We start from the raw sequence: 14157 nt of genomic DNA, 5'->3' as shown, positions 1-14157 counted from the left end.
TTCCTTGCTCCGAAGCCGCGAAGGTCAGCGCCCAACTACCGCCAACTACCGCCGGTCCATGTCCCGCTTGAACTGGTCGAAGATCGTTTCCACGCCCTTCTGATAGTCGTCGCGCTGCTGGGCGCCGGTCTCGAACATCTTGCCGAAAATATCGTCGAACGGATTGCGTGGCCTGCCGCTCGGATTGGCCTGCGGTTGCGGCGCCTCGCGCTCCTGCGGTGCCTGTCGCGGCTGGGGTGCTTGCGGCTGCTGCGGCGCCGGCTGCCCACCGGGCAGGCCGAAGCCGCCACCACCGCCTTGCCGCATCATCTCTTCAAAAATCTTGCCCAGCGGGTTGTCGCCGTAAGGGCTCTGCGTCTGTTGCGGCTGTGTTGGCTGCTGCGGCCGGCCCTGCGGTTGCTGTGCCGCGCCACCGCCGAACATGTCCTGCAGCACCTTGCCCAGCGGATTGTCGCCATAGGAGTTGGGCGCCTGTTGCGGCTGGCTTTGCGGCTGTTGGGCGCCGCCGCCGAACATGTCCTGCAGCACTTTGCCCAGCGGGTTCTCACCGTAAGGATTGGGTGCTGGCTGCGGCGGAGGCTGTGCCCCGCCGCCCGCCTGCCGCATCATCTGTTCGATGATCTCGCCGAGCGGATTGCTGCCGCCGCCGAAGCCACCGGCGGCCTGCATCTGACCCCCGGTCAACTGGTTTGTCGTCTGCTTGAACAATCCGCCCATCACCATCGAAGCGATGGCCGGCAGCATCTGCTGCAGGATCTGCTGGCTGACGCCGGTCGCCTGCGCGGCCTGGCTGGCCACCGCGCGCGACAGCTCCTTCGAGCCGAACAGATGACCCAGAATGCCATTGCCCTCATTGACGCCTTGCGGTGAGAAAGCCCTGGTCGCGTCCTCGAAATATTTCGCGTGCTGGCCGCTCGCCATCGCCGTCATGAAGGCGCCTAGCCCATAGGGATCGGCGGTGTTGCGTTGCAACCCTTGCGAGAAGGCCGGCAGCAGAGCGGCGACAGCCGCCTGCGTCTGCTGCATGGAAAGCCCGTACTGCTGGGCAAGCGCCTGCATGCCGTTGCCGTTCTGCGCCTGCGCCAATATGTCGAACAAGGTAGGCATCGGTTTCTCCTCCGGGAAATCCTCGAGGGAGAACCTAGTTCGTTTCGATGTTCGATTGAAGCGGCTTTTGCCGCTGCTCAAGGCGCGACGCTAATACGCATATTCCATGAACACCGGCTCGATCGAGCCGCCCCAGCGCGTGTGGTAGGCCGACAGCATTTCCTCGGCACTGGTGGTACCGCGCGCCACGACTTCGTCCAGCGTGTTGAGGAACGAGGTCTCGTCATAGCCGTCGCGGTTCTTCCTGCCGCGATTTTTCAGCCCAAGGCGCGAAATCGTCATTACATCGCGGCCGATCTCACGCAGCGTCGTGTTGCGGAACGGCGCGGAAATGCCTTGTTCCGGCACCGCATTGCGCATCGCCAGCGTTTCTTCATACGTCCAGCTCGAAGTCAGCGCCTCGGCGGCGTCGAGCGCGGCCTCGTCATAGAGCAGCCCGACCCAGAAGGCCGGCAGTGCGCAGATGCGGCGCCACGGCCCGCCATCGGCGCCGCGCATTTCGAGGAAGCGCTTCAGCCTGACGTCGGGGAACAGCGTCGACAGATGGTTCGCCCAGTCGCCCATGGTCGGCAGTCCGTCTGGTACTTCATTGCGGGCAGCGCCGGCCATGAACCGGCGGAAGGTGATGTGCGTCATGTCGTGATAGTGGCCGTCGCGGATGACGAAATACATCGGCACGTCGAGCGCCCATTCGACATAGTCGGCAAAGCCGAACTCGGGCGAGAAGCAGAATTCGAGCAGGCCCGAGCGCTGGTTGTCGGTGTCGCGCCAGATGTCGCCGCGCCAGCTCTGCAGCCCGTTCGGCCGGCTGTCGGTGAAGGGCGAGTTGGCAAACAGCGCCGTCGACAGTGGCTGCAGCTTCAGCGACACCTGCATCTTGCGGCGCATGTCGGCTTCGCTTTCGAAGTCGAGGTTCACCTGGATGGTGCAGGTGCGATACATCATGTCGAGACCCTTGGTGCCGACCTTGGGCATGTAGCGGGTCATGATTTCGTAGCGCGATTTCGGCATTTTCGGCGTCTCGGCCAGCGACCATTTCGGGCTGCCGCCGAGGCCGAGAAAGCGGATGCCCATCGGCTCGGCGATCTCGCGGACCTGCGCCAGATGCGCATTGCCCTCGCGACAGGTCTGGTGGATCGTTTCCAGCGGCGCGCCCGACAGCTCGAACTGGCCACCAGGCTCCAGCGAGATCGCGCCCTGTCCGGTCGGCTCGACCAGGCCGATGATGCGGCCGTCATCGATGATCGGGTCCCAGCCGAGCTTTTGCTGCATGCCTTCGAGGATGGCGCGGATGCCGCGCTCGCCGCCATAGGGCACCGGCGCGTTCCCGTCGACATAGAAGGGGAACTTCTCGTGCTCGGTCCCGATGCGCCACTTGTCGCGCGGCTTGTTGCCTTCGGCCAGATGCTCGACCAGTTCGTCGATGCCTTCGATTGCCCGGAAATCGGTTGTGTCGCGCGCCATGGGGCCCCCTCTGCGGCTCTCGGAGCCCGCCGGCGCTAAATGGACGAAATGTCAGCAGCCGATCAAGCGAAAAATCCTGAGCCACAGGTCAACAGGAATTGATCTTTACGCTTCTTACCAGTCTCCGACCGTCGCCTGCATCACCGCAAGCGCCGCCACCGCTGCCGTATCGGCGCGCAGGATGCGCGGTCCGAGCGGGATGGCGGTGACGAAGGGGAGCGCCCGCAGCATCTTGCGTTCCTCGTCGGAAAAGCCGCCTTCCGGTCCGACCATCAGCGCCAGTTTCTTTTCCCTCAACCCCTGCAGCGCTGGCAGTGGATTGTTGGTCGAGGCATCCTCGTCGCAGAAGATAAGCCGGCGTTCCTTGTCCCAGCCGGAGAGCAGGCGCTCGAATTTCTCGGCCTCGCGCACTTCCGGCACCGCCAGTATGCCGCATTGCTCGGCCGCCTCGACGACATTGGCGCGCAGCCGGTCGATGGAGGGTTTTGCCAATTGCGTGTGCTGGGTGATCACCGGCTGCAGGATGCCGGCGCCCATCTCCACCGCCTTCTGCACGAGATAGTCGAGCCGCCCCTGCTTCAGCGGCGCGAAGCAATAAACTAGATCGGGCAAAGGCGGTTGCGGCCGCTGTTGGCTGAGCACTCTCAGCCGCACCGCCTTCTTCGACTTCGAAGCGATCGCCGCCGACCACTCGCCGTCGCGGCCGTTGAAGACCAGAATCTCGGCGCCTTCGCCCAGCCGCAGCACATGCATGAGGTAATGGCTTTGCTGCTGGCCGGCATCGAATTCGATGTCGGCTGCGAGATCGTCGGCCAAGAACAGCCGCTGCATCTTGTAATTGGCGCGCATCGCCGAGGAATGGGCGAGGCGGTGCCTGGCGTCAAGTCTCGGCGGAACGATGCCACACCGGTTCAAAACCGTGCCGCAGCACCGAAACGGTCGTGGCCGGTGTGAGCAGGCGCAGCGAACGGCCGGCAAGGCTGTCGAAGGCCGCCGCATCGCCATAGCCTGCGAACGACCAGGGCAGCGCGTTGCCGCCGCGCAGCGCATAGGCCGAGCCGCCATCCGCGATCATCGCTCCGTCCGGCAATTCGGCAAGCTCTCCCATGGTGACATCAGGTGGCTTGCCGCCCGAAGCCAGCCGCTCCTTGTGCAGCCGCTTGTCCACCATTGGCGCGCGCGGTTCGTTTACACCGAAGACTTTGCCGAAACGCCCGACAAAATCCGTGGCTCGCTCACGCCGGCAATAGAAACAGGGACGGTGCCCGGCGGCCAGCGCCGTCACCTCGTCGAGGAAGAACAACTCGGTCCAGCCGGCCCTGCCGCCCGGCCGATTCCTGCCCATCGGCTCGCGCCGCACATTGCGGAATTGGCAGACGCAGATGATCCAGGCCGGCAAGGCCCAACGCTTTTTCAGCAGCGTCTTGGTCTCAGGATCGTGGATGATGCCGCGATTGCCGGTGAACAGGCCGCGCTCGGATATGGCATGGATGGCGCCGAACGGATCGACCCGGTTCTGCAGTGGCATAGCTCTCTCCCGAATACGCATCTTGGCTGCAATGCTGGCGACATGATATCGCTCGTCGCGTCATTTCATGTCAGCAGGGTTTTGCGATGCGGGTGCTGGTGGTCCAGAACTACGACAACACCGGCCTTGGCCAGGTTGGTGCCGCGCTCGCCGAAGCCGGCGCCGATCTCGACCTGCGCCGGCCCTACAAGGGCGATGCGCTGCCGGACGACGCGACCGGACACGATGCCATGGTGATGCTGGGCGGCGGCCAGAATGCGCTGGCCGACGATGACTACCCGTATTTCCCGGTGCTGCTCGAACTGACCCGCGATTTCGCCGCCAAGGATCGCTCGGTTCTCGGTATCTGCCTAGGCAGCCAGTTGGTTGCCCGCTCTTTCGGCGGTGAGAACCAGATCGGCGGCGCCTCGGAATTCGGCTGGCACAAGGTATCGCTGACGCCGGACGCCAGAACCGATCCGGTGCTTGGCGCACTTCCCCAGGATTTCCCCATCTTCGAATGGCACGACGACACTTTCGCGCTGCCGTCAAATGCGGTGCGGCTTGCCGGCAGCGAAATTGCCGAGAACCAGGCGTTCCGTATCGGCCGCGCCGTCTACGGCTTCCAGTTCCATTTCGAGGCCGACCAGCCGATGGTGAGGGACTGGAGCACATCCTTCGCGCCGCTGATTGCCGATCGCCATCCCGACTGGCAGGATCGCCTCGACAGCGAAATGGCACGCAACGGCCCCGAGGCCGACGCCGCGGGCTTGGCCATTGCCCGCGCCTGGGTGGCGACGATCTGAGACTGGCCGCGCGCAGTCAGCAATTCCAGGAAAAGTGTGAAGCGGTTTTCCGTCCGGAATTGCGTCAGATAAAAAGATAGAGCGGTTCGCCGTAGCGGCGAACCGCTCTATCCGTTGCATAATTGGCACGCGGCGGGGAATCTGCCGGGGACAACTTCTTTCGTCCTTGGTTTGTGGCCGAACGCTATCCTACAAGGCGCGCGCTATGCAACGGCAATGCAACCGCGATGAACCTTCTGTGTGATCCGCGCGACACACCGCCGATACAGAATCGACCTACAAGCGCGAAATCGTCGAAACTTTGAGACGAATTCTCGGTTTCAACCCATTGGTAACCGCCTCGTGCCCAGATGCAGGAAGCTCAACTAGAGATGACGTCCGTGAAAGCAGCGCTTCTGTCCTTTGTCATGCTGTCTGCCATCGTTTTGTGCGGTCTCGGCATTTATTCCGCCGATGCAGCCAACAACCATCAGGCCGTCGACGGCTACGGCGTCACCGCCGCGCTTCGCTAAAACGCTTTTCCCTGCACAGTCAGGATACGCTTGTCCGCGCCGTCCACGGCGAGCGCGCTGAGCATGCCTGACTGCCAGGCGAGTGTGTCGACATTGACGCGGTTCGGCATCACCTCCGCCTGCGGCACCGGTGTGTGGCCGTGCACGATCACCTTCGGGTAAAGCCCTGGATGGTTGTGGAAGACGTCGCGGATCCAGACCAGATCCTGCGGGCTCTGGCTCGCCAGCGGCACGTCAGGCCTGACGCCGGCATGGCATAAGAAGAAATCACCTGATATCAGTGACAATTGCAGCGACCGCAGGAAGTCGACATGGGCTTGCGGTACAGCATTGACCAGTGCCTGGTGTCCCCGCCGTAACGCCTCGGCCTTGCCGAACCAGCTTGCGTGTCCCGCTAAGTCGACACCATAGGATTGTGCCGTCTGCACGCCGCCATAACGGATGAACAGCCCTTCCGGGTCAGGCTCGTCGAGAAAGTCGAGGAAGCCGATATCGTGGTTGCCGGCGAGCATCAGATGCCGCGGATCGCGTTTCTGTGCCTCGATCAGGAAGTCTATGACGCCCTTGGACTCTGGTCCGCGGTCGACATAGTCGCCGAGGTGGATGACGCGCCAATCGCTGGTCGGCTTGTATTCGAGTTCGCTCTCGATGCGGCGATGCATGGCGGCGAGCAGATCGAGCCGGCCATGCACGTCGCCGATCGCATAGAGGCGCATGCCATCGGGTGCGCGCGCGTCGAGGTAGTGGATGCCGGTCTCGGTCAAGGCGGCTTCGTCTCCGTGATCCAGCGAGGCTAGGGTCTAATCGGTGAACAAGACCCTAGCGCCGCAACTGGTCCTTGCCCATGTCGGTCACCAGCCGCTTGCCGCACAGTGCCAGCGTGATGTCCATCTCCTTGCGGATGATGTCCAGCGCCAGGGTCACGCCTTGCTTGCCCATAGCGCCCAATCCGTACAGGAACGGGCGGCCGATATAGGTGCCCTTGGCGCCGAGGCAAAGCGCCTTCAGCACGTCCTGGCCCGAGCGGATGCCGCCGTCCATATGCACCTCGATCCTGTCGCCGACGGCATCGGCGATCTCTTCCAGCGCCATGATTGACGACGATGCGCCGTCGAGCTGGCGCCCGCCATGGTTGGAAACGATGATGGCGTCGGCGCCGGTCTCGACCGCCATCAGCGCGTCCTCCTTGTCGAGAATGCCTTTCAGGATCAGCTTGCCGCCCCAACGTTCCTTGATCCAGGCGACATCCTTCCACGACAGATGCGGGTCGAACTGCTCCGTCGTCCACGATGTCAGCGAAGCGACGTCGCCGACGCCCTTGGCATGGCCGACAATGTTGCGGAAGGTGCGGCGCTTGGTGCCGGCAATGCCCATCAGCCAGCGTGGCCGCATGGCGATGTTGGCAATGTTGGCCAGCGTCATCTTGGGCGGCGCCGACAGCCCGTTGCGGACATCCTTGTGGCGCTGCCCCAAGATCTGCAGGTCGAGCGTCAACACCAGCGCCGAGCATTTTGCAGCCTTCGCCCTGTCGATCAGGTCGAGCACGAAATCCTTGTCGCGAAGCACGTAGAGCTGGAACCAGAACGGCTTCTTGGTCACCGACGCGACATCCTCGATCGAGCAGATGCTCATCGTCGACAGCGTGAACGGCACGCCGAATTCCTCTGCCGCCTGCGCGGCCAGCATCTCGCCATCGGCATGCTGCATGCCGGTCATTCCAGTTGGGGCAAGCGCCACCGGCATCGCCACTTTCTCGCCGATCATGGTCGATTCCAGCGAGCGGTTGCTCATGTCGACCAGTACGCGCTGACGGAATTTTATCTTCTGGAAGTCCTCTTCGTTGGCGCGGTAGGTGCTTTCGGTCCAGGCGCCGGAATCGGCATAGTCGAAGAACATCTTCGGCACCCGCCGGCGCGCCAGGTCCTTGAGATCGGCAATGGTGAGGATGTCGCTCATGGTGGTTCCTCGTTAGCCAGTCGTCTTGAAGCCGTCGTCGGCGTCGGAGCGCTGCTTAAGCCTGAGCCGCGACACGCGCTGCCAGTCGCCGCTGCGTTCGGCCTCGAGCATCGAGCGCTCGACATAGGAGATATGGTCCATCGCCGCTTGGCGGGCAGCTGAGGGATCGCCGGCCTTCACGGCTTTGTAGATCGCGCCGTGCTGGGCCAGCAGCGCCTCGCGCGCTCCGGGCACGCTGAACACCAGAAGCCGGTTCTGGAACACGCCTTCAGACAGCAGCCGGTAGCAGGAGCGCAGCGTGTGCAAGAGGATGATGTTGTGCGCGCATTCGCACACAGCATGGTGGAACTCGACGTCGATTTCCGCCTCGTCGTCGAAATCGCCGGTGCGGTGCGCCTCGTCCATGCGCGCCACGATGCGGTCGAGCAGCGCAATGTCGTCCGCTGTCGCGCGCCGCGCCGCATATTCGGCCGCAACACCTTCGATCTCGCGGCGGTATTCCAGATAGTCGGTCACCGCCTTGCGGTGCATCGAGATGAGGTCGGTCACCGGCTTGGTGAACAACTGGCCGATGACGTCGGCGACATGGGTGCCGCCGCCGGCCTTGGTGATCAGCAGCCCGCGCCCTTCCAGCGCCTTCAGCGCATCGCGCAGGATCGGCCGCGACACGTCGAACTGGCGCGCCAGCTCGCGCTCGCCCGGCAGCCGGTCGCCGGTGCGCAGCACGCCTTCAAGGATCAGGCTTTCGATCTGCTGCACCACCTCGTCGGCGGTGCGCGAATGCTCGATCCTGGAGAAAATATCGCTCAACGGGGGCCTGGGAAATTGAACCGGCGTCGCGCAAGATAAAGCCAGCGTCGCCAACTGGTCAAATTATTTATCCAATTTGCCCAATCGGGTCGGTCTGCGCGTCGCGCCGGCAGGACCTACGATGCTAGACTTTGGTGTTTACGCGCCTCATGGATTGCCTTTAGAGGACGCCATCACACGAAGGGTCGAGAACAGGGGGACCACCGTGTCGGACGAGACGTCCAACCTCGAATTCCAGCCGCGCGCCCAGGGCAGCGTGATGGGCTTTCCCGCGCATGAGGGACGGCCCGGCGCGATCGGCGAGGTCCATGCCCGGCCGCATCCGCTGATCGAGAAGCCGCGCGTGCTTGTGCAACTCGCCTTCATGACCGAGGGCGGCTCCAGCGTCGACATGGCCGTGCTCTCCGAACTGTCGCGGCGCCTCGGCATCGCGGCGCCCGACCGTCATGCCCGCCACCACGCCATGAAGTGGGGCAAGGGTACGCTGCGCTGGGAGCGGCATACGGAATTCTCGACCTATCTTTGGGAAGGGCCGCTTGCCGAAAGCGGCAGGGCGCAGGAGGATTCTCCTTTCGGCAACGGGTTCTCGCCGCCGGGAACGGTGATCTCAGGCATAAGGCTGGAGATCCGCAAATGGACGCCGGCAAGCGAGAAGCTGATTGCGGCCTTCGACCCGACGAGCCTCTGCTATTCGCTGGTCGAGCGCGGCAATGCGGCCATCGTCACCGATTTCCGCCAGGACGGCGACGGCCTGACCCGCATCCTGGTGCTTGATCGCGGCCTGACGCCGGCGCGGACCGGCGCGCTGTCGCAGCGGCTGATCGACGTCGAGACGTATCGCACGCTTGCCATGCTCGGCCTGCCGCTGGCGCTGACGCTGTCGGGCCGCGCCCGCCGCATCGAGGACCGGCTGGCGCAGACCACGCTGGAAATGAAGGTCGCTGAAACCCGCGACAGCCAGACGCTGCTCGCCGACCTGACCGAGCTTGCCGCTGAACTCGAGGCTGATGCCGCCTCCAGCCTCTATCGCTTCGGCGCCAGCCGCGCCTATGACGGCATCGTTGTCGAGCGGCNGGCACCCGCCATGCGCACCTGCCGTTCGGTCGAGGAGCGCCAGGCCAACCTGTCGCGCAAACTAACCCGCGCCACCACGCTGCTGCGCACCTGGGTCGATGTCGAGGTCGAGAAGCAGAACCGCGATCTGCTGGCGTCGATGAACAACCGTGCCCGGCTGCAACTGCGGCTGCAGCAGACGGTGGAAGGCCTGTCGGTGGCGGCAGTGTCCTACTATGTCGTCGGCCTGATCTCCTATCTCGCCAAGGGCGCCTCGATCTTCGGCCATGCCTTTGCACCGGAAGTCGTCACGGCCGTCGCGGTGCCGGTCGCCATCCTGCTGGTCTGGTGGGGCGTGCGGCGAGTCAGGCGGATGCACTCCGAGCCGGCGAAACATCCGGGGGAGTAGGAGCGCACTTTACCCTCCCCCTTGTGGGGAGGGTCGATCCGCATAGCGGATCGGGGTGAGGGTGCTCGTAAAGAGCTTCGTCGCGCGGACCCCCACCCCGCTCACTGCGTTCGCGACCCTCCCCACAAGGGGGAGGGTGAATAGCGGCAGATTGCCGCTGCGGAAGGCTGGCAGTACGCTCTTTGCCCGACGCGGTGTTTGCAACATCCGGATGTAACTGGTAAAAGATTTTTACCAGCCAAGCGGAGGACGCCGCCAATGTCCGGCCTTGTCATGCCCAAGCCAGACGACGCCACGATGCGAAGGCGCGCAGAGATCGTCGCCGATATGCGCATCATCGTGCCGGGCGAGGGCGTCGTCGACGCCACCAACGAAATGCGCGCCTTCGAAAGCGACGGTCTCACCGCCTACCGGCAATTGCCGCTGGTCGTGGTGCTGCCGGAAACGGTGGCGCAGGTGTCGCGGGTGCTGAAATACTGCAACGACCGCAACATCCGTGTCGTGCCGCGCGGCTCCGGCACCTCGCTCTCCGGCGGCGCGTTGCCGCTCGAGGATGCCGTGCTGCTGGTCATGAGCCGCTTCAACCGCATCCTTGCCATCGACTATCCCGATCGCGTCGTCGTCGCTCAGCCCGGCGTCACCAATCTCGGCATCACCACCGCCGTCGAGCAGGAGGGCTTCTACTATGCGCCCGATCCATCCTCCCAGATCGCCTGCTCGATCGGCGGCAATGTCGCTGAAAATTCCGGCGGCGTGCACTGCCTGAAATACGGCCTGACCGCCAACAATGTGCTGGGCATTGAGATGGTGCTGATGAACGGCGAGGTGGTGCGGCTTGGCGGCAATCATCTGGACTCGGAAGGCTATGATCTCCTCGGCGTCATGACGGGGTCCGAAGGCCTGCTCGGCGTCGTCACCGAGGTCACCGTGCGCATCCTGAAAAAGCCAGAGACGGCCCGTGCTCTGCTGATCGGCTTTCCGACCAGCGAGCAGGGCGGCCAATGCGTCGCCGACATCATCGGCGCCGGCATTATCCCTGGCGGCATGGAGATGATGGACCGGCCGGCGATCCATGCCGCGGAAGATTTCGTCCACGCCGGCTATCCCCTTGATGTCGAGGCGCTGCTGATCGTCGAACTCGACGGGCCGGGCGTCGAGGTCGATCACCTGATCGGTCTCGTCGAAGCGATCGCCTACAGGAACGGCTCCACCACATGCCGCGTCTCGCAATCCGAACAGGAGCGGCTGAGCTTCTGGGCCGGTCGCAAGGCGGCCTTCCCGGCGGTCGGCCGCATCTCGCCCGACTATTACTGCATGGATGGCACCATCCCGCGCAAGGAATTGCCGGGTGTGCTCGCCGGCATGCGCGAACTGTCGGAGAAATACGGCCTCGGCGTCGCCAATGTCTTCCACGCCGGCGACGGCAATCTGCATCCGCTGATCCTCTATGACGCCAACGTGCCGGGCGAACTCGACAAGGCGGAAAGTTTTGGCGCCGACATCTTGCGGCTCTGCGTCAAGGTCGGCGGCGTCTTGACCGGCGAGCACGGCGTCGGCGTCGAGAAGCGCGATTTGATGCCGGAGATGTTCAACCAGATCGACCTCGACCAACAAATGCGCGTCAAATGCGCCTTCGATCCCAACCATCTGCTCAACCCGGGAAAAGTGTTCCCGCAACTGCGCCGCTGCGCGGAGCTTGGACGCATGCATGTGCATCGCGGGCAGGTCGCGTTTCCGGATATTCCGAGGTTTTGATGGGGGCGGAATATCTCACGTCGGCGATCCTTCGCGCCCCCCTCTGTCCTGCCGGACATCTCCCCCACAAGGGGGGAGATCACCAGTCATCTCTGCCTTCGCCAATCTTCGACGTTGCTAGAGAGGCGCGGTCGCCAAAGCTGCTAATCTCCCCCCAAGTGGGGGAGATGTCCGGCAGGACAGAGGGGGGCACGAAGGAACTCGACGTCTCTGCACTCGCAAGCGGCGCGTCGCCATGACCACCTTCACTCCCACCTCGTCCACCGAAGTCCTCTCCACCGTCCAATGGGCGGCTGCGGAGGAATCGCCGCTGGAGACCATCGGCCACGGCTCCAAGCGCGGCATCGGTCGGCCATCGCAAACCGAGCACACGCTCGATCTCTCAAAACTCACCGGCGTCACGCTCTACGAGCCGGCCGAACTGGTGCTGTCGGCGAAGGCCGGCACACCGCTTTCCGATATAGAAAGCCTACTCGCCGAAAACGGCCAGCAACTTGCTTTCGAGCCGATGGACTACGGCCCATTGTTCGGCGGCATCAAGGGAAGAGGCACGATCGGCGGTGTGCTTGCCGCGAACCTGTCCGGCCCGCGCCGGCTGAAGGCGGGCGCCGCGCGCGACCACATCCTCGGCATCAACGCCGTTGCCGGCCGCGGCGAGGCTTTCAAGTCCGGCGGCCGCGTCGTCAAGAATGTCACCGGCTACGACCTGTCGAAGCTGATGGCCAACAGCTGGGGGACGCTGGCCGTGTTCACCGACGTCACCTTCAAGGTGTTGCCGGCGGCCGAGACCGAGGTCACGCTTGCCGTGCGTGGCCTGCTCGACGATGCGGCGGCCGCCGCCATGGCGCTGGCGCTCGGCTCCAGCGCCGAAGTGTCGAGCGCCGCGCATCTGCCGGAGCGGATCGCCGCGCGTGTCGCCGACGGCGCGCTCGGCACTGACGCCGCGACGCTGCTGCGCGTCGAAGGGTTCGGCCCTTCGGTCGCCTATCGCATCGAGGCACTGAAAACCCTGCTGAAAAATGCCGGCCCGTTGCAGGACATTGCCGGCGAGGCCTCGCATGCCCTTTGGCGTGATATCAGGGATTGCGCTCCCTTCGCCGACGGCAGTGAAAAGCCGGTCTGGCGCGTTTCGATGGCGCCGTCCCAGGCCCACCAGATGGTACTGACGCTGCGCATGCAGATCGGCGTCAGCGCCTTTTACGACTGGCAGGGTGGGCTGGTCTGGCTGCGCATGGAGGAGGGCGATCCCGAGGCCGCCCTGCTGCGCGGGCTGATCAGAAAACATGGCGGCGGCCACGCGACGCTGGTGCGCGCCGCGCCCGCGCATCGCGCCGCCGTGCCGGTGTTCGAGCCACAGGCGCCGCATCTGGCCGCCCTGTCGGCTAGGCTCAAGGCCGAGTTCGATCCCAAGGCCATCCTCAATCCCGGCCGCATGGCCCAGGGCTAACGCGATGCAGACCAATTTCTCCCTTGCCCAGCTCGCCGATCCGCATGTCGCGGAATCGGAGAAGATCCTGCGCAAATGCGTGCATTGCGGCTTCTGCACCGCCACCTGCCCGACCTATGTCACACTCGGCAACGAGCTGGATTCACCGCGCGGGCGCATCTACCTGATCAAGGATATGCTGGAGAACGGCCGTCCCGCCGACAAGGAGATCGTCACCCATATCGACCGCTGCCTGTCCTGCCTCGCCTGCATGACGACCTGCCCGTCGGGCGTCAACTACATGCATCTGGTCGACCATGCCCGCGCCCATATCGAGGAGACTTACAGGCGGCCGCTGCTCGACCGGCTGACCCGCGCCCTGCTGGCCCTAGTGCTGCCTTACCCCGCGCGCTTTCGCGCCGCGCTGAAGCTGGCGAGATTGGGCAAGCCGTTCATCGGCCTGTTCGAAAAGGTCCCAGCCTTGAAGCCGCTCGGTGCTATGCTGAAGCTGGCGCCGGCCTCTATTCCCGCCGCCTCGCCAATGGCCTCTCCTGGCGTCCATGCCGGGCAGGGAGCGAAAAAGGGCCGCGTCGCCATCCTCACCGGCTGCGCCCAATCGGTGCTCGATCCCGCCATCAACGTGACGACGATTGCATTGCTGACCAGGCTCGGCGTCGAGGTCGTGGTGCCTGAGGGCGAGGCCTGCTGCGGCGCGCTGGTCCATCATATGGGCCGCGAGGCAGCAGCCCTTGCCTCGGCCCGGCAGAATGTCGATGCCTGGACACGCGCCATCGACCAGGGTGGGCTCGATGCCATCGTCATCACCGCGTCCGGCTGCGGCACCACCATCAAGGACTATGGCTTCATGCTGCGCCTCGATCCGGCCTATGCCGACAAGGCTGCAAAGGTCTCGGCGCTGGCCAGGGACATCACCGAATATCTCGCAAGCCTCGACCTGCCGGAGCCGGTGCGCAAGCCCGGCACGGTCGTTGCCTACCACTCCGCCTGTTCGATGCAGCACGGCCAGAAGATCACCCGCCAGCCGAAGGAGTTGCTGGCCAAGGCCGGCTTCGTCGTGCGCGAGCCGCGCGAGGGCCATCTGTGCTGCGGCTCGGCCGGCACCTACAACATCCTGCAGCCGGAGATTTCGGAGAAGCTGCGCGACCGAAAGGTGAAAAACATCGAGGCCACCGGCGCGGAGATCGTTGCCACAGGCAATATCGGCTGCATCACCCAGATCGCTTCGGCTGCAAAGCTGCCGGTGGTGCACACGATCAAGCTGCTCGACTGGGCCTATGGTGGTCCGAAGCCGGAGGGCGTCTCCGAAGGAAACCTGGTCGCCGCCGAGTAAG

13 protein-coding genes are annotated in these 14157 nt (G+C 64.4%); 6 read left to right on the top strand and 7 right to left on the bottom strand.

Annotated elements, in window-relative coordinates; genetic code table 11:
• Positions 1-45: 45 nt before the first annotated feature.
• The 4 genes from X727_RS154795 to X727_RS154810 all read right to left on the bottom strand — a co-directional run bounded on the left by X727_RS154795 (position 46) and on the right by X727_RS154810 (position 4099).
• Positions 46-1107, bottom strand: coding sequence for a DUF937 domain-containing protein (locus X727_RS154795; RefSeq protein WP_023692354.1), 1062 nt, complete (start codon positions 1105-1107; stop codon positions 46-48).
• 90 nt (positions 1108-1197) lie between these two features.
• Complete coding sequence (locus tag X727_RS154800; RefSeq protein WP_023692353.1) at positions 1198-2571, bottom strand: glutamate--cysteine ligase; 1374 nt, start codon at positions 2569-2571, stop codon at positions 1198-1200.
• A gap of 114 nt (positions 2572-2685) precedes the next feature.
• The gene (locus tag X727_RS154805) at positions 2686-3420 is read right to left on the bottom strand and encodes a 16S rRNA (uracil(1498)-N(3))-methyltransferase (RefSeq protein ID WP_023745711.1); all 735 of its coding nucleotides are present in this window, start codon (positions 3418-3420) and stop codon (positions 2686-2688) included.
• 31 nt (positions 3421-3451) lie between these two features.
• Complete coding sequence (locus X727_RS154810; protein WP_023692351.1) at positions 3452-4099, bottom strand: hypothetical protein; 648 nt, start codon at positions 4097-4099, stop codon at positions 3452-3454.
• A gap of 86 nt (positions 4100-4185) precedes the next feature.
• Here X727_RS154810 and X727_RS154815 point away from each other — a divergent pair, with 86 nt between their 5' ends.
• Both X727_RS154815 and X727_RS1000000166245 read left to right on the top strand, forming a co-directional pair.
• On the top strand, positions 4186-4884 hold the full coding sequence (locus X727_RS154815) for a type 1 glutamine amidotransferase (protein ID WP_023681838.1): 699 nt from the start codon (positions 4186-4188) through the stop codon (positions 4882-4884).
• Positions 4885-5255: 371 nt separating this feature from the next.
• Positions 5256-5396: a hypothetical protein gene (locus X727_RS1000000166245; RefSeq protein WP_006206855.1), complete on the top strand. Its 141-nt coding sequence runs from the start codon at positions 5256-5258 to the stop codon at positions 5394-5396.
• On the opposite strand, the gene X727_RS154820 is transcribed toward X727_RS1000000166245, so the two are convergent.
• From X727_RS154820 to X727_RS154830, 3 genes are read right to left on the bottom strand one after another with little or no spacing between them, the layout of a single operon-like run.
• Positions 5393-6160 (bottom strand): metallophosphoesterase family protein, encoded by a 768-nt coding sequence (locus tag X727_RS154820; RefSeq protein ID WP_023681837.1) that lies wholly within the window; start codon positions 6158-6160, stop codon positions 5393-5395. The genes X727_RS1000000166245 and X727_RS154820 overlap by 4 nt on opposite strands.
• Before the next feature lie 55 nt (positions 6161-6215).
• Positions 6216-7352: an alpha-hydroxy acid oxidase gene (locus X727_RS154825; protein ID WP_023745710.1), complete on the bottom strand. Its 1137-nt coding sequence runs from the start codon at positions 7350-7352 to the stop codon at positions 6216-6218.
• A gap of 12 nt (positions 7353-7364) precedes the next feature.
• Positions 7365-8162 carry an FCD domain-containing protein gene (locus X727_RS154830; protein WP_023692349.1) on the bottom strand — a complete coding sequence of 266 codons (798 nt, stop codon included), beginning with the start codon at positions 8160-8162 and terminating at the stop codon, positions 7365-7367.
• A 205-nt stretch (positions 8163-8367) separates the two neighbouring features.
• On the opposite strand from X727_RS154830, the gene X727_RS154835 reads away from it, so the two are divergent.
• The 4 genes from X727_RS154835 (at position 8368) to glcF (ending at position 14156) form a co-directional block, all read left to right on the top strand.
• Positions 8368-9624 carry a DUF3422 family protein gene (locus X727_RS154835; RefSeq protein ID WP_023834034.1) on the top strand — a complete coding sequence of 419 codons (1257 nt, stop codon included), beginning with the start codon at positions 8368-8370 and terminating at the stop codon, positions 9622-9624.
• Positions 9625-9882: 258 nt separating this feature from the next.
• Positions 9883-11379: an FAD-linked oxidase C-terminal domain-containing protein gene (locus X727_RS154840; RefSeq protein WP_023686828.1), complete on the top strand. Its 1497-nt coding sequence runs from the start codon at positions 9883-9885 to the stop codon at positions 11377-11379.
• A gap of 235 nt (positions 11380-11614) precedes the next feature.
• The gene (locus tag X727_RS154845; protein ID WP_023732344.1) at positions 11615-12826 is read left to right on the top strand and encodes an FAD-binding protein; all 1212 of its coding nucleotides are present in this window, start codon (positions 11615-11617) and stop codon (positions 12824-12826) included.
• A 4-nt stretch (positions 12827-12830) separates the two neighbouring features.
• Complete coding sequence (gene glcF, locus X727_RS154850; protein ID WP_023745707.1) at positions 12831-14156, top strand: glycolate oxidase subunit GlcF; 1326 nt, start codon at positions 12831-12833, stop codon at positions 14154-14156.
• Position 14157 lies beyond the last annotated feature (1 nt).

This window comes from Mesorhizobium sp. L103C105A0 (assembly GCF_000502215.1).
In the GTDB taxonomy this organism is placed as follows: domain Bacteria; phylum Pseudomonadota; class Alphaproteobacteria; order Rhizobiales; family Rhizobiaceae; genus Mesorhizobium.
This window is presented reverse-complemented; position numbering and strand designations above follow the sequence as displayed.